At 75.2% G+C, this 19621-nt stretch carries 18 protein-coding genes and 1 tRNA gene; 4 read left to right on the forward strand and 15 right to left on the reverse strand.

Annotation, left to right across the window (positions count from 1 at the left end; all coding sequences use genetic code 11):
• Positions 1 to 157: 157 nt before the first annotated feature.
• Both ACIA8Q_RS31135 and ACIA8Q_RS31140 read right to left on the reverse strand, forming a co-directional pair.
• On the reverse strand, positions 158 to 988 hold the full coding sequence (locus ACIA8Q_RS31135; RefSeq protein ID WP_396318091.1) for an isocitrate lyase/phosphoenolpyruvate mutase family protein: 831 nt from the start codon (positions 986 to 988) through the stop codon (positions 158 to 160).
• 11 nt (positions 989 to 999) lie between these two features.
• Entirely contained in the window at positions 1000 to 1482 is a 483-nt protein-coding gene (locus ACIA8Q_RS31140; protein ID WP_360218525.1) for a carboxymuconolactone decarboxylase family protein, read from the reverse strand.
• Positions 1483 to 1676: 194 nt separating this feature from the next.
• Between ACIA8Q_RS31140 and ACIA8Q_RS31145 the strand changes: the two genes are divergently transcribed.
• Together ACIA8Q_RS31145 and ACIA8Q_RS31150 are read left to right on the forward strand one after the other, a co-directional pair.
• Positions 1677 to 2480 carry an NRDE family protein gene (locus tag ACIA8Q_RS31145; protein ID WP_396318092.1) on the forward strand — a complete coding sequence of 268 codons (804 nt, stop codon included), beginning with the start codon at positions 1677 to 1679 and terminating at the stop codon, positions 2478 to 2480.
• Positions 2481 to 2683: 203 nt separating this feature from the next.
• Entirely contained in the window at positions 2684 to 3604 is a 921-nt protein-coding gene (locus tag ACIA8Q_RS31150) for an undecaprenyl-diphosphate phosphatase (RefSeq protein ID WP_360218519.1), read from the forward strand.
• A 21-nt stretch (positions 3605 to 3625) separates the two neighbouring features.
• Here ACIA8Q_RS31150 and ACIA8Q_RS31155 read toward each other — a convergent pair whose 3' ends face one another.
• The 3 genes from ACIA8Q_RS31155 to sigJ form a co-directional block, all read right to left on the reverse strand.
• Entirely contained in the window at positions 3626 to 4312 is a 687-nt protein-coding gene (locus ACIA8Q_RS31155; RefSeq protein ID WP_396318093.1) for an alpha/beta fold hydrolase, read from the reverse strand.
• A 73-nt stretch (positions 4313 to 4385) separates the two neighbouring features.
• The gene (locus tag ACIA8Q_RS31160) at positions 4386 to 5174 is read right to left on the reverse strand and encodes an alpha/beta hydrolase (protein ID WP_360218513.1); all 789 of its coding nucleotides are present in this window, start codon (positions 5172 to 5174) and stop codon (positions 4386 to 4388) included.
• A gap of 111 nt (positions 5175 to 5285) precedes the next feature.
• Complete coding sequence (sigJ, locus tag ACIA8Q_RS31165) at positions 5286 to 6170, reverse strand: RNA polymerase sigma factor SigJ (protein ID WP_360218510.1); 885 nt, start codon at positions 6168 to 6170, stop codon at positions 5286 to 5288.
• Between the two features lie 68 nt (positions 6171 to 6238).
• Here sigJ and ACIA8Q_RS31170 point away from each other — a divergent pair, with 68 nt between their 5' ends.
• Entirely contained in the window at positions 6239 to 6703 is a 465-nt protein-coding gene (locus ACIA8Q_RS31170) for a carboxymuconolactone decarboxylase family protein (RefSeq protein WP_360218507.1), read from the forward strand.
• 68 nt (positions 6704 to 6771) lie between these two features.
• On the forward strand, positions 6772 to 8205 hold the full coding sequence (locus ACIA8Q_RS31175; protein ID WP_360218504.1) for a PLP-dependent aminotransferase family protein: 1434 nt from the start codon (positions 6772 to 6774) through the stop codon (positions 8203 to 8205).
• Between the two features lie 101 nt (positions 8206 to 8306).
• On the opposite strand, the gene ACIA8Q_RS31180 is transcribed toward ACIA8Q_RS31175, so the two are convergent.
• From ACIA8Q_RS31180 to ACIA8Q_RS31225, 10 genes are all read right to left on the reverse strand, one after another.
• Positions 8307 to 8498, reverse strand: coding sequence for a DUF6126 family protein (locus ACIA8Q_RS31180; protein ID WP_360218501.1), 192 nt, complete (start codon positions 8496 to 8498; stop codon positions 8307 to 8309).
• Between the two features lie 29 nt (positions 8499 to 8527).
• Positions 8528 to 9163 carry an XRE family transcriptional regulator gene (locus ACIA8Q_RS31185; protein WP_360222543.1) on the reverse strand — a complete coding sequence of 212 codons (636 nt, stop codon included), beginning with the start codon at positions 9161 to 9163 and terminating at the stop codon, positions 8528 to 8530.
• A 98-nt stretch (positions 9164 to 9261) separates the two neighbouring features.
• Positions 9262 to 10995 (reverse strand): pyruvate dehydrogenase, encoded by a 1734-nt coding sequence (locus ACIA8Q_RS31190; protein WP_360222540.1) that lies wholly within the window; start codon positions 10993 to 10995, stop codon positions 9262 to 9264.
• Positions 10996 to 11160: 165 nt separating this feature from the next.
• Positions 11161 to 13569 (reverse strand): glycosyl hydrolase family 65 protein, encoded by a 2409-nt coding sequence (locus ACIA8Q_RS31195; protein WP_360222537.1) that lies wholly within the window; start codon positions 13567 to 13569, stop codon positions 11161 to 11163.
• Positions 13566 to 14318, reverse strand: coding sequence for a beta-phosphoglucomutase family hydrolase (locus ACIA8Q_RS31200; protein ID WP_360222534.1), 753 nt, complete (start codon positions 14316 to 14318; stop codon positions 13566 to 13568). The genes ACIA8Q_RS31195 and ACIA8Q_RS31200 overlap by 4 nt, the downstream gene beginning before the upstream one ends.
• A 210-nt stretch (positions 14319 to 14528) precedes the next feature.
• Positions 14529 to 15329, reverse strand: coding sequence for a VOC family protein (locus ACIA8Q_RS31205; RefSeq protein WP_360222531.1), 801 nt, complete (start codon positions 15327 to 15329; stop codon positions 14529 to 14531).
• A 214-nt stretch (positions 15330 to 15543) separates the two neighbouring features.
• Positions 15544 to 15993, reverse strand: coding sequence for an SRPBCC domain-containing protein (locus tag ACIA8Q_RS31210; RefSeq protein ID WP_360222528.1), 450 nt, complete (start codon positions 15991 to 15993; stop codon positions 15544 to 15546).
• A 133-nt stretch (positions 15994 to 16126) separates the two neighbouring features.
• Positions 16127 to 17920, reverse strand: a complete 1794-nt coding sequence (locus tag ACIA8Q_RS31215; RefSeq protein ID WP_360222525.1) for an LCP family protein — start codon at positions 17918 to 17920, stop codon at positions 16127 to 16129.
• A 687-nt stretch (positions 17921 to 18607) separates the two neighbouring features.
• Positions 18608 to 18680: transfer RNA gene (locus ACIA8Q_RS31220), tRNA-Lys, on the reverse strand.
• A gap of 37 nt (positions 18681 to 18717) precedes the next feature.
• Positions 18718 to 19479 carry a DNA polymerase beta superfamily protein gene (locus ACIA8Q_RS31225; protein ID WP_360222522.1) on the reverse strand — a complete coding sequence of 254 codons (762 nt, stop codon included), beginning with the start codon at positions 19477 to 19479 and terminating at the stop codon, positions 18718 to 18720.
• Positions 19480 to 19621 lie beyond the last annotated feature (142 nt).

The following is a 19621-nucleotide window of genomic DNA, read 5'->3' on the forward strand; positions in this document are numbered from 1 at the left end:
GCCGCGGCCCCCCCCCCCGCGCCCCCCCCGGGGGCCCGGGGCCGGGGGGGGCGCCCCCGGGGGGCCGGCGGGGCCCCCCCCCCCCCCCGGCCCCCCCCGCCGCCCGCGGGGTGCCGCCGTGGCCGGTCCGGCGGGATCCCGCCGGACCGGCCCCGTACTACGGGCGGTCCCTGGAGAGCTCGTTGAGTTCCGGGTAGGTCAGGCCCCCGTCGAGCGCGGCGTAGGTGCCCGTCCCGTACACCTCCTCGGCGGCCCGGCGGACCGCCGCGTACGCCGCCTTGAACAGGCCGGGGCCGAGGCTGATCCGGGCCACGCCGAGCTCCGCCAGTTCGGCGACCGACGGCGAGCCCGGTCCGGCCAGCACGTTCAGCGGGGCGGGCACCGCCGCGACCAGGGCCGCGATGGTGGCCCGGTCGGCCACGCCGGGCACGAAGACGCCGTCCGCGCCCGCCGCGACGTACGCCCGCAGCCGGCGCACCGCCTCGTCCAGCCGGCCCTCCGGTGCGCCCAGGCCGCGCAGGAAGACGTCGGTGCGCGCGTTGACGAAGGCCGGGACGCCCGCCGCGTCGGCGGCCGCCCGGGCGGCGGCGATCCGCTCGGCGGCGTCCTCGGCGGTGCGCTCCTCGTCCTCCAGGTTCACCCCGACCGCGCCGGTCGCCAGCAGGGCGGTGACGCTCCCGCCGACCCCGGCGGCCGTCTCCGCGTAGCCGGCCTCCAGGTCGGCGGTGACCGGCAGGCCGACCGCGCGGACCACCTGGGCGGTCCGCGCCAGCACCTCGTCCCGGTCGGCGCCGCCGCCGTCCGGGCTGCCCAGCGACCAGCAGACGCCCGCACTGGCCGTCGCCACCGCCCGGGCCCCGGCGGCGGCCACCAGCCGGGCGCTCGCCGCGTCCCAGGCGTTGGCCAGCACCAGCGGGTCGCCGGGGCGGTGCAGTTCCCGGAGCAGCCGGGCCTTCTCCTGCCGGTCCTTCGCGTCCACGGCGGTCACGTGCACGGTCCTCACTTCGCGGCCGGGCTGAGGCGGGTGGCCACGCCGATCCGGTTCCAGGCGTTGATGGTGGCGATCAGCGCGATCAGCTGGGCCAGCTCGGTCTCGTCGAACTGCGCGGCGGCCTCGTCGTACACCTCGTCCGGCACGTGGCCCGGGACCAGCATGGTGACCGACTCGGTGAGGGCCAGCGCGGCGCGCTCCCGGGCGGTGAACCAGGGGGTCTCGCGCCAGGCCGGGAGGGAGAGCAGGCGGTGGTCGCGCTCGCCGTTCTTCACGGCGTCGGTGGAGTGCATGTCGATGCAGAAGGCGCAGCCGTTGAGCATCGAGGCGTGCACCTTGACCAGCTCGGCGAGCACCGGGTCCAGACCCTGCCGGGAGGTGCGGTCCACGGCGGCCATGGCCCGGTAGAACTCGGGGGCCAGGGTCGGCAGGGAGAGGCGCGGGGCGGGAGCCGGGACGTAGGCGTCGGACGGGGTGTCGGTGGTCGTCATGACAGCCAGCCTAGGGAGCCGGTGGCCCGTTTCCCTGGTGCATTCGGGCTGCGGATCCTTGGGCCACTTCGGCCCGCCCGCCGGCCCCGCCGAGTCTGCCACGGACGGCCCGCGGCGGAGCGGGGTTCCGGCGTTCCGGTACGCGAACGGGCGTGCGAGGATCGCCGGTAGGACGAGGTCAGGGGGCCAGGATCGTGTGCACGGCGTTCGTCAGCATCGAGCCCGGGGCGGCGGTGCCGGTGCTGCTCCTCTCCGTCCGGGACGAGTACCTCGGGCGGGCCTGGCTGCCGCCGGACCACCACTGGCCGGACCGGCCCGGCCTGCTCGGCGGTCTGGACCTCGCGGCCGGCGGGACCTGGCTGGCCGCCGACCCCGAACGGCGCGTCGCCGCCTGCCTGTTGAACGGCTTCGGCCCGGCCGCCCCGGCCGGCACCCGGCGCTCCCGCGGCGTGCTGGCCCTCACCGCCGTCCAGGAGGGCGGCATCGGCCACCTCGACCTCACCCCCCACGACCCCTTCCACCTCGTCGTCGCCCGGCCGGACGGCGCCCGGGTCACCAGCTGGGGCGGCGGCCGGCTGGAGGAGCACGAGCTGCCGCCCGGCCTCAGCGTGGTGCTCAACGACGGGCTGGAGGGCCTGTCAGCGAACCGGACCGCCTCCGAGCGGATCCGCGCGCTGATGGCCGCCCGCGCCGAGCACTTCCGGGCCCGCCTCGAGGCCGCGCCCCGACCGGAGCCGCACGGCGACGGCCCCGTCGAGCGGGCCTGGGGAGCGTGGCTGCCGATCGTCACCGGCGACGGGCTGCCGCTGGACGACGACGCCGCGCTGATCCAGCGGCGGGACTTCGGCGACGGCCGGATCTGGGGATCCTCCTCGATCTCCCTGCTCGCCCTCGGACCCGACCGGCTGCGCTACGACTTCGCCCCCGCGCCGGTGCCCGCCGGGGGCGGCGCGTGGCGCCGGGTGGCGCCCGGCCCGGACCGGCACGGCGGGTCCTGAGCGCCCCCCCTGCGCGCCGGTCCCCGACGGCACCCGACCCGAGCAGCACCCGACCCGAGCAGCGCCCCAGCGCCCGCTCCGGCCCGCGGTGTCGCGCAGACGTCCGCTCGGTGAACTTCTGGCGGCGGCCCTGCCGGGCGTCTACATGCCCGTAGTAGCTTCGCGGGGCTCCCCCGGATCAGACCCCCGAGCGAAGGTGCGCGATGTCCACCCTGACCTACCCCGAAGCGATAGGCGTCGGCCTGCTGCAGGGAGTGACGGAACTCTTCCCGGTCTCCAGCCTGGGCCACAGCATCCTGCTGCCCGCCCTCATCGGCGGGAGGATCCAGCAGGACCTCGACATGACCGCCGAGGGCTCCTCCTACCTCGCCGTGCTGGTCGGACTGCACCTGGCCACCGCGCTCGCCCTGGTGGTGTTCTTCCGCAGGGACTGGGTCCGGGTGATCAGCGGGTTCCTCAGCTCGGTCCGCCGCCGCAAGGTCTCCGACCGGGACGAGAAGCTCGCCTGGCTGCTGATCGTCTCCACCATCCCGGTCGGGGTGGCCGGCCTCGCCCTGGAGAAGGCGCTGCGGCACGCGCTCGGCAAGCCCGTCCCGGCCGCGGTCTTCCTCGCCCTCAACGGGCTCGTCCTGCTCGGCGCCGAGCGGCTCAAGCGCGGCGGCACCGGCCGCCGGCGGGCCGGGCGCGCCGCCCCGCCCGTCGAGGAGCCGGGGCTGGACCCGGCGATCGCCTCCGACCACCGGCTGGCCCGGCTCGGCTACGGCCAGGGCGCCTGGATCGGCGCCGCCCAGATCCTCGCGCTCTTCCCCGGCATCAGCCGCTCCGGCGTCACCATGAGCGCCGGCATCCTGCGCGGACTGCACCACGAGGACGCCGCCCGGTTCTCCTTCCTGCTCGCCACCCCCGTCATCCTGGCCGCGTCCGTGCTGAAGGTGCCCGAGCTGTTCAAGCCGGAGAACTCCGGCGTCCTCGGCCCGGTCGTCGCCGGCAGCGTCGCCGCCTTCGTCGCCGGTTACGTCTCGGTGCGCTTCCTCACCAAGTACTTCGAGACCCGCAGCCTGACGCCGTTCGCCGTCTACTGCTTCGTCGCCGGCGTCGGCAGCGCGGTCTACCTGTCCCTCTGAGCCGCTCGCCCCGGGCCGCGCTCACACCCGGGCCAGGACGCGGGCGAGTTCGACCGGCTGCGAGACCATCGGCCAGTGCCCGGTGTCCAGCTCCACCAGCCGCCAGCCGCCGCCCGCGACCAGCTCCACCACCACGGGCGGCGGCTCCGGCCAGTCCAGCAGGCACTTCACGTAGGTGGCGGGCAGCGCGGCCAACGGCCGCTCCAGCACGGCCGGTTCGGTCAGCGAGGAGCCCGGGTGCGGGGTCGCGCCGGCGACGATCCGGTCGATCTGCTCCGTCGTCAGCCCCTGCTCGGCGAACTCCGCCGCCGGCATCGGCGCCCAGAACCCGCCGTTCGCGGCGATCGCCGCCACCAGCGCGGCCGGCTCCGCGCCCTGGTCGGCGAAGGACTCGCCGTCCACCGGCACGTTGGCGTCCACGAAGACCACCCCGGCCAGCCGGTCGCCGATCCGCTCCGCGGCCTGCCCCACCGGGATGCCCGAGTAGCTGTGCCCGACCAGCACGACGTCCCGCAGGTCGAGCCGCTCCACAGCGGACACCACGTCCGCCACGTGCGTCTGCTGCCCGGCCGGCTCCCCGCGCCGCTCCGCCAGCCCGGACAGCGTCACCGGGTGCACCCCGTGCCCCGCCGCCCGCAGCTCCGCGCCGACCTCGTCCCACACCCACGCGCCGAGCCACGCCCCGGCCACGAGTACATAGTTCGCCATGCGCGGCACGGTAGCGGGTGGGTGCGACAGGGGCCGGCGGATCCCGCCGCCCGCCCGCCCGGGGCGGACCGGGTCAGAGGCTCGCGACCGCGGCCAGCACCACCTCGGCGACGGCGGCCGGCTGCTCGACCAGCACGGCGTGGCCGGCGTCCGGGACGGTCACCGTCGTCACCCGAGGGCAGGCCTCCAGGGCCGCGCGCTCGGCCGGCTGGAGGCCGATCTCGTCGTGGTCGCCGCGGACCACCCAGGCCGGCAGGCCGGTGCCGCAGAGCCGGTCGACGAGGGAGCCGTGCCGGTCCAGGTACTCGTAGTAGGCCCGGACGATCCGCCGGGCGGAACCCGCCTCGGTCAGACCGAGGTCGGCCGTCAGAGCGTCGGCCCGGTCCGGCGGCAGGCTGCCGCGCATCGTCCGGGGCAGTGTCCTGACCAGGGCGGCCCAGGCCGCCGCACCGAGCCCGGGCACGTGCCCCACCTGGTCCATGACGGCCAGGAACCTCGCCTCGTCCCGCCGGGAGAAGGTCGGCGAGAGCAGCACCAGCGGCCCGGCGAACAGGCCGGCCCCGGCCGCCTCCAGGGCGACGTTGGCCCCCAGGCTGTGGCCCACCAGCACGTCGCAGCCGCGCTCGGCGGCGAAACCGGCCATCAGCCGGGCGTAGTTGTCCATCGACACGTCCGCGGGTGCGGCCGTCCCCCCGAAGCCGGGCTGGGTGACGGCCGTCAGCCGGATCCCGGCCGCGGCGAGCGACGGGTCGGCCAGCACGTCCTCGTACCAGACCGCGGAGCACATCCCGCCGGGGATCAGCACCACCCGGTGCCGGGCGTCGGCCGGACCGGCCTCCCGGACGTCCCAGTTCCCGTTCATGCGGCAGCGTTCTCGTTCATGCGGCAGAGTCTGGGCCCGGGGTCCGGCCCCGGCGGGGACAGTGCTCCGATCGGAGTGTGTCGGTCGCGCCGGGGCCGGACGGCCCGGCCGTCAGCCGGTGAGGCCGAGGGCGGCCAGCCGGGTCGGGTCGGTGAGGATGTCCAGCGCGGTGATCCGGCCGTCGTGGATGGTGAACGACATGACCGACAGCGCCCGGCCCCCGGCGAAGGAGACCACCCCGGGCGAGCCGTTGACCAGGACCGGACGGCCGTCGGCCGCGAAGCGGGCGAAGGTGATCGCCTGGGCGGCGACCTCGGCCGCACCGCGGCGCAGCACGCTCGGCACCAGCGTGCCGCCGTCGGAGCGGGCCACCACCTCCGGGTCGAGCACCGCGAGCAGCGCCTCGAAGTCCCCGCCGCGGGAGGCGGTCAGGAAGGCGTCCACCACCTCGCGCTTGCGCGCCGTGTCGGCGTCGGCGGCCGGGGTGGCGCCCTGGACGCGGCGGCGGGCGCGGCTGGCCAGCTGCCGGGTGGAGGCGCCGGTCCGGCCGAGGACCGGCGCGATCTCGTCGAAGGGCACGTCGAACATGTCGTGCAGGACGAAGGCCAGCCGCTCGGCCGGGGCGAGCGTCTCCAGCACGACCATCAGCGCTATGCCGACCGAGTCCGCCACCAGGATCTCGTTCACCGGGTCCAGCGTGGACAGCCCGCTGACCACCGGGTCCGGCAGCCGGACCTGTCCGTCCTGCTCGGGCAGCGGGTCCTCGCGACGGGAGGTGCGCGAGCGCAACTGGTCCAGACAGACCCGGCCGACGACGGTGGTGAGCCAGGCGCCGAGGTTGCGCACCCCCGTCACGTCGGTGCGGCTCATCTTCAGCCAGGCCTCCTGCACGGCGTCCTCCGCCTCGGCCACCGACCCAAGCATCCGGTAGGCCACGGAGCGGAGTTGGGGCCGCTCCGCCTCGAACCGCTCGGCCAGAAGAATTTCCTCGCCCATCTGTCACATCCTCGCGTCGGGATCCGTCGGTCCTGTGACGGACGCTAACCGACCACGAGGAGCAGACGATGACCACCGCTCGGATGAAGAACCCCGCCATGGTACTGCCCGAGGCCATGACCGGTATCCAGACCATCTACAAGGCGATGTACCAGGGGGGCGTCTCCCCGAAGGTGCTGGAGCTGGTGCACCTGCGGGCCAGTCAGATCAACGGCTGCAGCGCCTGCGTGTTCGCCGGCGTCACCGGCGCCAAGCAGCACGGCGAGACCGACGAGCGGCTGCACGCGGTCGCCGCGTGGCGGGAGGCGCCGTTCTTCTCCGACGAGGAGCGCGCCGCCCTCGAACTCACCGAGTCGGCCACCCGGATCGCCGACCGCTCGGGCCGGGCCGTCCCGCAGGACGTCTGGGACGCCGCCGCCGACCACTTCGACGAGGAGCAGCTCTCCGCGATCATCCTGATGATCGCGCTGACCAACTTCTTCAACCGCATCAACACCACCATCGAGGAGCCGGCCGGCGCCACCTGGAGCTGACCCCGGGCCGCGGGGCCGCCGCGCGATAATCGGGACGGACCGCGACCGCCCCGGACAGAACGGCCCCCATGAGCAGCTCCTGGACCTCCTTCGGCGGCGACCTGCACCTGGACCTCACCGAGCGGCGGGCCGCCGGTGCCGGGTTGCGGGTCGCCCTGGAGGACGCCCTGCGCGAGGCCGTCCAGGACGGGCGCCTCGGACCGGGCACCCGGCTGCCGTCCTCGCGGGCCCTCGGCGAGGACCTCGGTATCGCCCGGAACACCGTCGTCGAGGCGTACGGACAGCTCACCGCGGAGGGCTGGCTCACGTCCCGGCAGGGGTCCGGCACCACCGTCGCCCGGCGCGCCGCACCGCGCCCCGGGCGGCGGAGCACCCGGCCGTCGGCGCGGGGCCGGAGCGTCCGGCACGACCTGTCGGCGGGCCGGCCCGACCTCTCGCTGTTCCCCCGCACCGCCTGGCTCGCCGCGGCCCGCCGGGCCCTGGCCACCGCACCGCACGACGCCTTCGGCTACGGCGGGCCGCTCGGCCGGATCGAGCTGCGGCAGGCACTCTGCGACTACCTGGCCCGGGTCCGCGGGGTCCGCACCGACCCCGACCACCTGCTGATCTGCACGGGCGTCACCCAGGGCCTGGGCCTGCTCGGCGCGGCCCTGCGGGAGCGCGGCGCCCGCGGCATCGCGGTCGAGGGGTACGGCCTGCCCCCGCAGCACGCCGTCCTACGGGCCGCCGGGCTGAGCACCGTCGCACTGCCGCTGGACGGGGCGGGCGCCCGGGTCGAACGGCTCGACGGGCTCGACTCCCGGTGCGGCGCCGTGCTGCTCACCCCCGCGCACCAGTACCCGACCGGCTCGGCGCTGGCCGCCGACCGCCGGGCCGCCGCCGTCCGCTGGGCGCGCGAGCGGGACCGGTACGTCGTCGAGGACGACTACGACGGCGAGTTCCGCTACGACCGGCAGCCGGTCGGCGCGATGCAGGCGCTCGACCCGGAGCGGGTGGTGTACGCGGGCACGGCCGCCAAGAGCCTCGCGCCGGGCCTGCGGCTGGCCTGGCTCGCCCTGCCGGACGCGCTGGTCGAGCCGGTGGCCCGGCTGAAGGCGCTGGCCGACACGATGTCCCCGGTGCTCGACCAGCTGATCCTCGCCGAGCTGATCACCTCCGGGACGTACGACCGGCACGTGCGGCGCTGCCGGCTGCACTACCGGCGGCGGCGGGACCAGCTGGTCGCCGCCCTGGCGGAGCACGCCCCGCGGGTGCGGGTCACCGGCATCGCCGCCGGACTGCACGCCGTCCTGGAGCTGCCGCCGGGTTCGCCGTCCGAGGCGGAGCTGCGGGCCCGGGCCGAGGCCGCCGGGCTGGCCCTGGGGACGCTGTCCTGGCACCTCGCCGACCGGGCCGTCGGCGAGGGCGCCGCGCCGGCCCTGGTGATCGGCTACGCGGCCCCGCCCGAGCACGCCTACCCGGCGGCGCTGGCCGCGCTCTGCGAGCTGCTGCGCGAGCGGTGAGCCCGGCCGGGCCGGGCCGGTGCCGCCGGACGGGCGGTGCGGCGAGCCGCCGGACGGGCGGTGCGGCGAGCCGCCGGAGGTCACCGACGGCCCGGGGCGGGTCACTTGTTGCGGCTGCCGAGCTCGAACAGCAGCATGATGAAGCCGGCGAAGACGTGGATGCCCGCGGTGTAGATCACCAGGCGGAGGTAGACCCGCTTGTTGGCCCACTTCCCGGCGTCCATCGTCTTCGGGCCGGCCGCGGTGTCCGCCGCGGCGGTCGGCTTGGCGGCGGTGCTGGTGGGATCGGCCATGGGGATCTCCTCCGGTTCCTGACGGTGGGTCAGTGGGTGGCTGCGGGGCCGCCGCCGAGGCAGAGTTCGCCGCCGGGGCTCTGCAGCAGGGTGTGGACGAAGAGCAGTTCGACGCCGGCCGGCGCGTCGGCGGCGATGCAGTGCGGGGTGAGCGAGTCGAAGTGGGCGGAGTCGCCGACGTCGAGCCGGTGGACGCGGTCGCCGAGGGTGAGCCTGAGCCGCCCCTGGAGGACGTACAGCCACTCCTCGCCGGGGTGGACCCGGACCACCGCGTCCTGCACGCCGGGCGGCACGTGCACCCGCAGCGCCTGCATGGCGCGGCCGGGGGCGCCGGCGCGGCGGTAGCCCCAGCCGCCGGCCCGGCCGGGGTCGATGGCGCCGCCGCGGACCACCGGGTCGGGTTCGGCCATGGTCTCGCCGAGGAGGCCCGAGACGGAGGTGCCGTAGGCGCGGGCGAGGCCGAGCAGGACGGGGAGGGACGGCTGGCGGCGGCCGGTCTCCAGCCGGGACAGATAGGCTGGGGAGAGCCCGACCCGCGCGGAGGCCACTTCGAGCGTCAGGCGGCTGCTGAGCCGGTGTTCCCGGAGGCGGGCGGCGAGGCCGGCCACCTCCTGGTCGTCGAGCTGGTCTCCCGGGGCGGGGGCCCCGGTCGGGCTGGTGGTCATGTGACCAGTGGACACCCGCCGTGCCGCTCGGGCAAGAATTTTGCCTCAGGGGCAAATCGCCTGAGGGCTCCGGCGTCGGGCCGCGGGCCGGACCGGCCTCACGGCCGCGGGATGTTGCGCAGGTTGCTGCGGGCCAGGTCGATCATGCGACCGACCCCGCCGGAGAGCACCGTCCGCCCGGCGGCCAGCGCGAAACCCTTCAGCTGGGCCGCGGTGATGTGCGGCGGGATCGACAGCGCGTTGGGGTCGGTGACCACGTCGACGAGCGCGGGCCCGGGCCGTTCCAGCGCCTCGGCCAGCACCTCGCGGACCCGGCCCGGTTCGGTCACCCGTTTCGCCGGGACGCCCATCGCCCGGGCGATGCCCGCGTAGTCCACGTCCCCGTTGTCGATCTCCGACTCCGGGTAGCCGGAGACCAGCATCTCCAGCTTGATCATGCCGAGCGCTCCGTTGTTGAAGACGACGGTCTTCACCGGCAGCCGGTGCTTGGCGACCGTGAGCAGCTCGCCGAGCAGCATGCCGATCCCGCCGTCACCCGCCATCGCGATGACCTGCCGCCCGGGGCAGGCGAGTTGGGCGCCGATCGCGTGCGGCAGGGCGTTGGCCATCGAACCGTGCAGGAAGGAGCCGATCACCCGGCGGCGCCCGTTGGGCTGCAGGTAGCGGGCGGCCCAGACGTTGTTCATGCCGGTGTCCACGGTGAACACCGCGTCGGCGGCGGCCACGTCGTCGAGCACCGAGGCGACGTACTCCGGGTGGATCGGCAGGTGCTCCTCGATGTCCCGGGTGTACGCGCCGACCACGTCCTCCAGCGCCCGGCAGTGCCTGCGCAGCATCCCGTCGAGGAAGGACCGGTCGGGCGAGGCCTCCAGCAGCGGCAGGACGGCCCGCAGGGTGGCCGCGACGTCCCCGTGGACGGCCAGCTCCAGGGCGCTGCGGCGGCCCAGCCGGGTGGCGTCGTGGTCGACCTGGACGGTGTGCACCTGCGGCAGGAAGGAGTCGTACGGGAAGTCGGTGCCGAGCAGCAGGACCAGGTCGGCGGAGTGCAGGGCCTCGTGGCAGGCGCCGTAGCCGAGCAGCCCGCTCATCCCGACGTCGTAGGGGTTGTCGAACTGGATCCACTCCTTGCCCCGCAGCGAGTGCCCCACCGGTGCGTTCAGGGCCTGCGCGAGCTCCATCACCTCCGCGTGCGCCCCGCGGACCCCCGCACCGCAGAACAGCGCGACCTTGCGGGCCGCGTTGAGCAGCCGGGCCAGCTCCTGCACCTGCGACCACGGCGGCGCGGCCACGGCCTGCTCGGTGAGGAAGTGGCTGCTGCCGGTGGGCCCGGCCGCGGGCAGCGCGGCGACGTCCCCGGGGAAGGCCAGCACCGAGACGCCGTGCGAGCCGAGCGCGTGCTGGACGGCGATCCGCAGCAGCCGGGGCAGCTGGGCGGGGGTGGAGACCATCTCGCACCAGTTGCTGCAGTCGGTGAACACCCGCTCGGGGTGGGTCTCCTGGAAGAACCCGGTACCGATCTGGCCGGACGGGATGTGCGAGGCCAGCGCCAGCACCGGCAGTCCGCTGCGCTGGGCGTCGTAGAGGCCCTGGACGAGGTGGGTGTTGCCGGGCCCGCAGGAACCGGCGCAGACGGCCAGCCGGCCGCTCAGCTCCGCCTCCGCGGCGGCCGCGAACGCGCCGGCCTCCTCGTTGCGCACGTGCACCCAGCTGATGCCCTCGGCCCGCCGGATCGCGTCCACGACCGGGTTGAGGCTGTCCCCGACCACCCCGTAGACCCGCTCCACCCCGGCCTGCCGGAGCACCTCCACCATCTGTTCGGCCACGCTCGCCACGGGTGCTCTCCTTCCCGCCGGTACCGCCGCCCGCCGGGCGCTCGGGTGCCGGCGGCCGCCGGCTGCCACAGGACACCTGCACCCTCCGGCGGCCGGGCCCGGCCCGCACCCGGGGCGGGCCGAACAGGTGAGGCCGCCGCGGGGGCGGGGCGGGGGGCGATCCGGCTACTCCGCCGCCAGGTGGTCCGGCGACTGCCCGACCTTGCCGGCGGCCACGCCCGCCTGCGCCTGGCGCCGGGCCGGCTCCCGGCCGGGCGGCTGCGCGCACCGCTCCTGGGCCGGCGGCACGGTGGTCGGCAGGGTCACCGGCTCCCCCGCCTTCACCTGCACCAGCTCGCCGTCGTGGCGCAGGTGGAGCACCTCGCCGCGGCGCAGCGTGTACGTCGTCCCCTCGTGGGTGATCCGGACGCCGAGCAGCTGCCCGCGGACCAGCAGCGAGAAGCCGAGGCGCATCAGTCCGGCCGGCAGCCGGGGCCGGAAGGACAGCGCCTCCCCGTGGTCGCGCAGCCCGCCGAAGCCGGCCACCAGCGCGACGCAGGCCCCGGCGAGGGAGGCCATGTGCAGGCCGTCGCGGGTGTTGCCGCCCAGGTCGTGCAGGTCCATCAGGGCGGCTTCGGCGGTGTAGTCGTAGGCGAGGTCGAGCTGGCCGACCTCGGCGGCGATCACCGCCTGGGTGCACGCGGAGAGCGAGGAGTCGCGGACGGTCAGGCGCTCGTAGTAGGCGAAGTTGCGGGCCTTCTGCTCGTCGGTGAAGGCGTCGCCCCTGACCTGCATGGCGAGCACCAGGTCGGCCTGCTTGACCACCTGCTTGCGGTACAGGTCGAAGTAGGGGAAGTGCAGCAGCAGCGGGTACTTCTCGGGCGGGGTGTGCTCGAAGTCCCAGACCTGGTGGTGGGTGAAGCCGTCGGCCTGGGGGTGGACGCCGAGGTCCTCGTCGTACGGGACGTACATCGCGGCGGCGGCGTCCCGCCAGGCGGCGGTCTCCTCGGTGTCGACGCCGAGGTCGGCGGCCTCGCGCGGGTGGCGGACGGCGGCCTCGGCGGCGGCGCGCAGGTTCGACTGCGCCATCAGGTTGGTGAACACGTTGTTGTCGGCGACGGCGCTGTACTCGTCGGGGCCGGTGACGCCCTCGATGCGGAACCTGCCGGCGACGTCGTGGTGGCCGAGCGAGCGCCACATCCGGGCGGTCTCGACGAGGAGTTCGAGCCCGTACTCGCGCTCGAACTCGGCGTCCGCGGTGGCCCGGACGTAGCGGGCGACGGCGGCCGCGATGTCGGCGCCGATGTGGAACGCGGCGGTGCCGGCCGGCCAGTACCCGGAGCACTCCTCGCCGCGGATCGTCCGCCAGGGGAACACCGCTCCGGCCAGGCCGAGTTGGGCGGCCCGTTCGCGGGCCAGCGGAAGCGTGGTGTGCCGCCAGCGCAGCGCCTGGTTGACGGCGCCGGGCAGGCAGTAGGTGAGCACCGGCAGGACGAAGGTCTCGGTGTCCCAGAAGCTGTGGCCGTCGTAGCCGGGGCCGGTCAGCCCCTTGGCCGGGATGGCCCGCTCCTCGCTGCGGGCGCCGGCCTGCAGGACGTGGAAGACGGCGAACCGGACGGCCTGCTGGAGTTCGACGTCGCCCTCGATCTCGACGTCGCTGTTCTCCCAGAACTCCCGCAGGTAGTCGGCCTGTTCGGCGACCAGGCCGTCCCAGCCGGTGTACCGGGCGGCGGTCAGCGCGGCCTCCACCTGGTCCCGGACGGCGGGCAGCGAGCGGGTGGCCGACCACCCGTAGGACATGAACTTGACCAGCCGCAGCCGCTGCCCGGGCGCGAGCACGGTGGTGACGCTGACCCGGCACTGGTCCGGCGTGGCCTCCGCGACGGTGTCGAGCCGCTCGGGCCCTTCGATGAGGTGGTCCATCCCGGCGGCGACCCGGATGCCGCTGTAGCGGGTGCGGTGCACCAGGACGGCCTTGCCGTCCGCGGCGTGGTGCGCCTCGGACTGCAGCGGCGCCTCCAGGACGGCCGCGGCCCGCGGGTCCCCCTCGGGGCCGCCGGGCAGCTGCTCGTTGGCGACCAGCTCGGACTGCAGCACGATCCGCACCGGCTCGTCGACCGCCTCGACGCTGTACTCGACGGCGGCGACGGCCCGCTGGGTCAGCGAGACCAGCCGGGTGGAGCGCACCCGGATCGTCCGACCGGCCGGGGAGGTCCACTCGGCCTCCCGGTTCAGCAGGCCCTCGCGGAAGTCCAGCCAGCGCCGGTGGCTGACCAGTTCGCCGTAGCGCAGGTCGAAGGGCTCGTCGTCGACCAGCAGCCGGATGATCTTGCCGTTGGTCACGTTGATGACGCTCTGGCTGGACTCCGGGTAGCCGTAGCCGCCCTCGCCGTACGGCAGCGGGCGCAGCTCGAAGACGCCGTTGAGGTAGGTGCCGGGCAGGCCGTGCGGCTCGCCCTCGTCGAGGTTGGCGCGCAGGCCGATGTGGCCGTTGGAGAGCGCGAACAGGGACTCGGCGCGGGCCATCGAGGTCAGGTCCAGCCCCTGTTCGACGATCTGCCAGGGGTCGACGGCGAAGTTGTCCAGGCCGGTCATGCGTCCTCCTCCGCCGCGAGCAGCTCGGCGAGGTCGTCGACGACCACGCTCGCACCGTCCCGGCGCAGCTCGGCGGCCTGGCCGGTGCGGTTCACCCCGACCACCGCGCCGAAGCCGCCGGCCCGGCCGGAGGCCACCCCGGCCAGCGCGTCCTCGAACACGGCGGCGTGCGCGGGCTCGACGCCGAGCGTGCGGGCGGCGTAGAGGTAGGTGTCGGGCGCGGGTTTGCCGGGCAGGCCCTCGCGCTTGGCGACGACGCCGTCCACGATCACGTCGAACAGCTCCTCGATGCCCGCCGCCCGCAGCACGTCGTGGCAGTTGGCGCTGGAGGACACCACCGCGCTGGGCAGGCCGAGCGCCTGCAGCCGGCGCACGTAGGCGACCGAGCCCTCGTAGGGCCGGACGCCCTGCTCGCGGATCATCCGCAGCACGGTGTCGTTCTTGGCGAGGCTGATCCCTTGCACGGTACGGGCGTTGGGCGGGTCGGCGTCGGTCCCCTCGGGCAGGTCGACGCCCCGGCTGCGCAGGAACGTCCGGGTGCCGTCGAGGCGCGGGCGGCCGTCCACGTAGGCGTCGTAGTCGGTGACGGCGTCGAAGGGGACGAACTGCCCGCCGGTGCGCGCCGCTTCGGCACGCAGGAAGGTGTCGAAGGTGTCCTTCCAGGCCGCCGCGTGCACCTCGGCGGTCCGGGTGAGGACCCCGTCGAGGTCGAAGAGGAATGCGCGGATGTCGTCCGGTAGCCCCAGCATGGGTGCAGTCTTACCCGCGAACACGGGGAAGCCGCCCATTTCCCGGCGGCGCGTCGCGGAAGGGCGGCTTCCGGCCCGCCCGGCCGCGCCCGGCCCGGGACCGGGCCGGGGCCGGGGTCAGGACCGGGGCGGGGGCCGGGACGGGCACCGGGGTCGGGGGCCGGCACCAGGGTCGGGGGCCGGCATCGGGTGCGGGCGGCGTCGGCCGGATCAGGGCGAGTCGGGCATCTGCGCCTCGGCGGCCGCCGTCACCGCGAAGACCGCGCCCTGCGGGTCCGAGACCACGGCCATCCGGCCCGACTGCATGTCGAACGGCGGCTGGATCACCGCGCCGCCGGCCTTGACCAGGGCGTCGACGGTCGAGTCCACGTCGTCCACCGAGAAGTACGCCATCCAGTGCGAGGGCGTGCCCGTCGCCAGGTACCCGGCGACCGGCTGCATGCCGCCCACCGTGCGGTCGCCGACGTTCAGCGAGTAGTAGCCCTCCATGCCCTGGATGGTCGCCGGGCGCAGCCCGAGCGCCTGGTGGTAGAAGGCTCCGGCCAGGCCGGTGTCCGTGGTGTTGAGCTCGTTCCAGACCAGCGCTCCCGGCTCGTTGACCACGCCCGCGCCGATGAAGTCGACCTTCTGCCAGACGCCGAACACCGCGCCGGTCGGGTCGGCGGCGACCAGCATCCGGCCGACGGTGCCGACGTCCATCACCGGGTAGAGGATCGTGCCGCCGTGCTCGGAGATCGACCGGCTGCTCGCGTCGGCGTCGTCCGAGGCCAGGTAGGTGGTCCAGCCGACCGGCGGCAGCGGCTGGCCCTCGGGCGCGGACTGCGCCATGATCCCGGCGACCGGCTTGCCGTTGAGCGAGCACACGGAGTAGCCGCCGAACTCGGCCGGGCCGACCTCGCCCTGCCAGCCGAACAGGTCGCGGTAGAAGTCGAGCGCGGCCTGCTGGTCGCTCGCCATCAGATCGATCCAGCACGGGGTGCCGGGCTTGTACGGAGCGGTGACTACGGGCATTGCTGGGCCTCCCGGAGGCAGTGGTCGCCGGCGCGGTGGTCGTCGGGGCGGGCGGTCGTCGGGGCGGGCGGTCGTCGGGGCGGGCGGCCGTCGGCCGTCCGGTGCCGACCGTCCGCGCGAACGGCCGTACACGGCCACCATCGGCCCGCCACCGCGATCCCGCCACCGGACGGCGCCCTGCTGGGCGACCGGGCACGGAGCGACCACCGGGCGGTCACCCGGCGTCGTGCCGGGACGCCGTGACGAAGTACGGCTGCACCTTGCCGCTCTGCGCGTAGTCCTTGAGCCGGACCAGCAGTTCGGCCCAGGTGCCGGCGACCATCGGGACGCCCTCCTCGCTGCCCGGCTGCCAGCCGCCGTGCCGGAACAGCAGGCGGGTGCGGTCGGGCGCGTCGGGCTGGTCGGCGAGGTCCCAGCTGATCCAGGTGCCGGCCCAGTGCGGCGGGAAGGCGCCCGCGTTGGCCCACACCACCCGGTCGAGGTCGGCCCGCTCGCGGCGCAGCCGGAACGGCTCGGGCACCCCCGGGAAGTCGAACAGCAGGACGTCGCCCTCCCGGTCCACCGCCGTGGTCCACCAGCTGGTCAGCCCGTCGTGCGTGTTCAGCGCGGCGAGGACGACGGCCCGGGGCGCGGCGATGTCGAACTGCAGGGCGATCTCGGGCATCGGGTCCGCCTTTCGCTGGGCTGCGCGGCTCCCCCCGCCCCTCCTCCGGCCACCATGGCACGACCCCCGGGCCGACGCGCCCCGGAGGGCGCCGGCCCGGGGGTCGTCCCGGTGCGTCGCGGCGGGGCGGGCCTCAGCCGCCGCTGCCGTAGGTGGTGTTCGCGCAGATGTCGTCGTCCGCCGAGCGGGCGTCGTTGGTGACGGTGGTGGGCAGCGGCGCCGGGGTCGCCGGGGTGCCCGCGGCCGTGCCGCTCGCCGACGCGCCGGCCGCACCGGTGGCGGAGCCCGCGCCGTTGGCCGCGGCGAAGTCCTTGCCGACGATCACCGTCACGCCCGCCGAGTTGCCGGCCTCGACGCTGGCGCCCGGGAAGAGCGCGGCGACCTTGTCGGCGTTCGCCTTCTGCCCGGAGCCGTACTCGATCATGGTGGTCTTGTACTTGGTGCTCGCCGCCTGGCCGGCCGTGGTGGCCGTGAACTTGGCCGCCTTCAGCTGGTCGGTCGCCTTGCCGGCCAGGCCGTTGACGATCGTCCCGTTGTAGACCGCCACCTTGACCGTGGAGTTGCCGGCGTCGGCCGGCACCGGGGCGCTGGTGGGCGCGGCCGCCGGCGCCGAGGCTCCGGCGGAGGGGCTGGCCGCGGCGTCCGGCTGCTGGCCGGTGGCGTTCTGGCCGTCGATGGTCTGGTCGGCCTTGAGGGTGGCCCAGAGCTTGCCGGCGTCCGGCTGGACGAGGTCGATGTTGGCGTCCTGGGTGCGGTAACGCCACGGCGCCGTCACGAACTTGAGGTCGTGCATGTCGATGTTCTTCAGCGACAGGCCGAACGAGAGCAGCTTGTCCGCGGAGGACAGGCCCGGGTCGACGGTCAGCGACTTGGTCGCGGCGTCGGCGAGCGGCAGCAGGGTGGTGGGGCTCAGCCCCTCCTTCTTCATCTTGCTGGCCAGCGAGCTGAGGAAGGCCTGCTGGCGCTTCATCCGGCCGATGTCGGAGCCGTCGCCGATGCCGTGCCGCAGGCGCACGTAGTCGAGCGCCTTCTGGCCCTGGACGGTCTGCTTGCCCGCCGGGAGGACGAGGTCGCCCTTCTTCTTCAGGTTCGGGTTGATGTCGCCCTCGTAGATCGCCTTCGGCAGGCAGACGTCGACGCCGTTGACGGCCGAGGTCATCGCGGAGAAGCCGTTGAAGTCGACCACCATGGTGTGGTCGACCCGGATACCGGTGAGCTTCTCCACGGTGTTCTGGGTGCAGGCCGGGTTGCCGTCGTCGCTGCCGCCGGTGGAGAAGGCGGCGTTGAAGAGGTCGTTGCCGCCCTTGGTCCACTTGCCGTTGGGCAGCTTGCAGGGCGGTATCTGGACCATCGCGTTGCGGGGGATCGAGATGCCCACGGCGTGCTTGTGGTCGGCGTAGACGTGCAGCAGGATCGTGGTGTCCGAGCGGGCGCCGCCGTCCTCGCCGCCGCCGAGGTCCGCGTTGTTCTTGCCGCGGCTGTCCGAGCCGATCAGCAGCACGTTGACCGGCTTGTTGCCGTCCGCGTCGGCCTGCGCCTCCGGGGGGCGGTCGGTGGCGATGGCGTCGGCGTCGAAGGACTTGATGTTGGCGTTCAGCTTGAAGTAGATCGCGCCGCCGGCGCCCGCGATCAGCACCAGCACGCCGGCCGCCGACCAGGCGACGATCTTCTTCACGTTCTTCTTGGGCTTGCTGCTCTTGCGCGCCGCCGCCCGTCCGCCGCCGGCCGGTCCGTCCGGCTTGCCGCCCTTGCCGCCGTCCTTCCCGCCGTCCTTGCCGCCGCGGCCGCCGCCCTTGCCCTGAGCGGCCCGTCGGGCCTCCGCCCGGCCACCGGTGCGGGGCTGTGGCACGGCGCCGCCGCTCTCCGTGGTGAGCGCGCCGGGCGCGTCCTCGCCCCGGGCCGGGCCCTCGCCCCACTGACCTGACATGCGCGTACCTTTCACCGACGGAAGCGACGCCCCGGACGATCTGGCGCACCGCACACAGAGAGACGGTCGGGACCGCTCCCAGGTTGCACATACGAACGTAGGTACAAACCGACGAACGTGGCTTCCGATCATATTTAGGCCCGACGTGATCACCGACCTCCGGGCCACCACCAGCCCCGGGATCCGGCGTACAAGTGCCGGACAGAACCGTCGAAAACGCCCGATTCCGACGTGACCTACCCCACCCCCGGCCATGGCGCCGGACCACCCCCCGGATCCGTTGCCCGCCCTCGCCCGCTGCCGTGCGTCACCGGCCGGTCGCGGCCCGGTCACGGGCGGGGGCGGGGCGGGGGCGGGGCGGGGGCCGGGCGGCGCGGGGCGGCGGGCCGCGGGAGGGGTGCGGCGGGCCCGGGCCGGGTGCGCGCGGAGGTGGCGGGCGGCGTGCGGGACTCCGGGGCGCGGGTCCGAGCGCGGCACGGGTCCGCGTACGGCAGCCCGGATTCCGGGGCGCGGCCGGTCCGGATCGCATCCGGACGCCCGGTTCGGGCGCCGCGCACCCGCGGCACCACCGCACCGGTCCGCTGACGGAGCGTCAGCGCGAGCCCCGTGGCGCGCGAACGGCAGCGCCCCGGCCGAGTGGCTCGGCCGGGGCGCTGCACCGCAGGTCGGAGACGGTTCGCTCACGTGTGGGCCACCAGGGGCTCGAACCCTGAACCTACGGATTAAAAGTCCGCAGCTCTGCCAATTGAGCTAGTGGCCCGCGGCCCTGGTCCCGGCTGGGAAGGGCCACCGTGATCCTACCCGGTGGGGCCCAGGGCTCCGCCAGTGGATTGCGCGGGCGCGCCGGGTCCGCGGGGCCCTTCCGGGGGCGCGGTGTAGTGGGCGGCGCGCACCCGGCGGAGCCAGGATTCGGCCGGGCGCGGGTCGGGCGCGGCGGGCAGGACGCCGGGGCGGGCGAGGCGGTCGGCGGCGTCCGCGATCAAGGACTCGGCGACGGCGGGCCGCTCCGCGATGCGTTCGCCGAGGTCACGGACGTGCTCGGGATCGGTGAGGCGGACGGCGTTGTGGCCGGTCTCGTGCAGGAGGACGGCCTGGCCGACCAGCCGGACGAGGTGCCGGGCGTGCTTGGCGGCCCGGCGGCGGGCCTCCGGATCGGTGCCGTCGCGGGTCAGCAGCTTGCGGAACTGCTGGTCCGCGTAACCGAGATAGGCCTTCCGCACGGCCGGAGCGCTGAGGAAGCTCGAGCGGATCTCGACCAGTTCCGCACCGAGCGGCGTGCGCACCTCGTACAGCTCCTCCGGCAGCCAGACGAGCTCGGAGGCGGTCGGGTTGCAGGACAGGGCCAGCCGGCACCACTTGGCGGCCTCGTGCAGGGTGACGTCGGGCCCGGTGGTCACCTGCGACTCCGCCGGGCGGTGCAGGCCGTGCAACTCCTCGGTGGGCACGGCGAACAGCCCGAGCCGGTCGACGTCCGAGCCGGCGTGCGCGAAGCCGTACGCGGTGGAGCCCACGACGCCGGACAGCAGGACCGGGCCGGGGGCGGCGGGTGCGGCGGACATCGGCGGTCTCCTCTGGTCCGGGCCGGGGCCGGCCGGGGCGGAGCTGCGCCCTCGCCGCGACCGGTACCGCATCCTCCCCGGTCGGGGCGCGCCGGGCGAGCGAATTCCGGTCCGGGGCCCGCCCGGAGGGACCGGCGGGTAG

It is taken from the genome of Kitasatospora sp. NPDC051705, from assembly GCF_044453265.1.
GTDB lineage: Bacteria > Actinomycetota > Actinomycetes > Streptomycetales > Streptomycetaceae > Kitasatospora.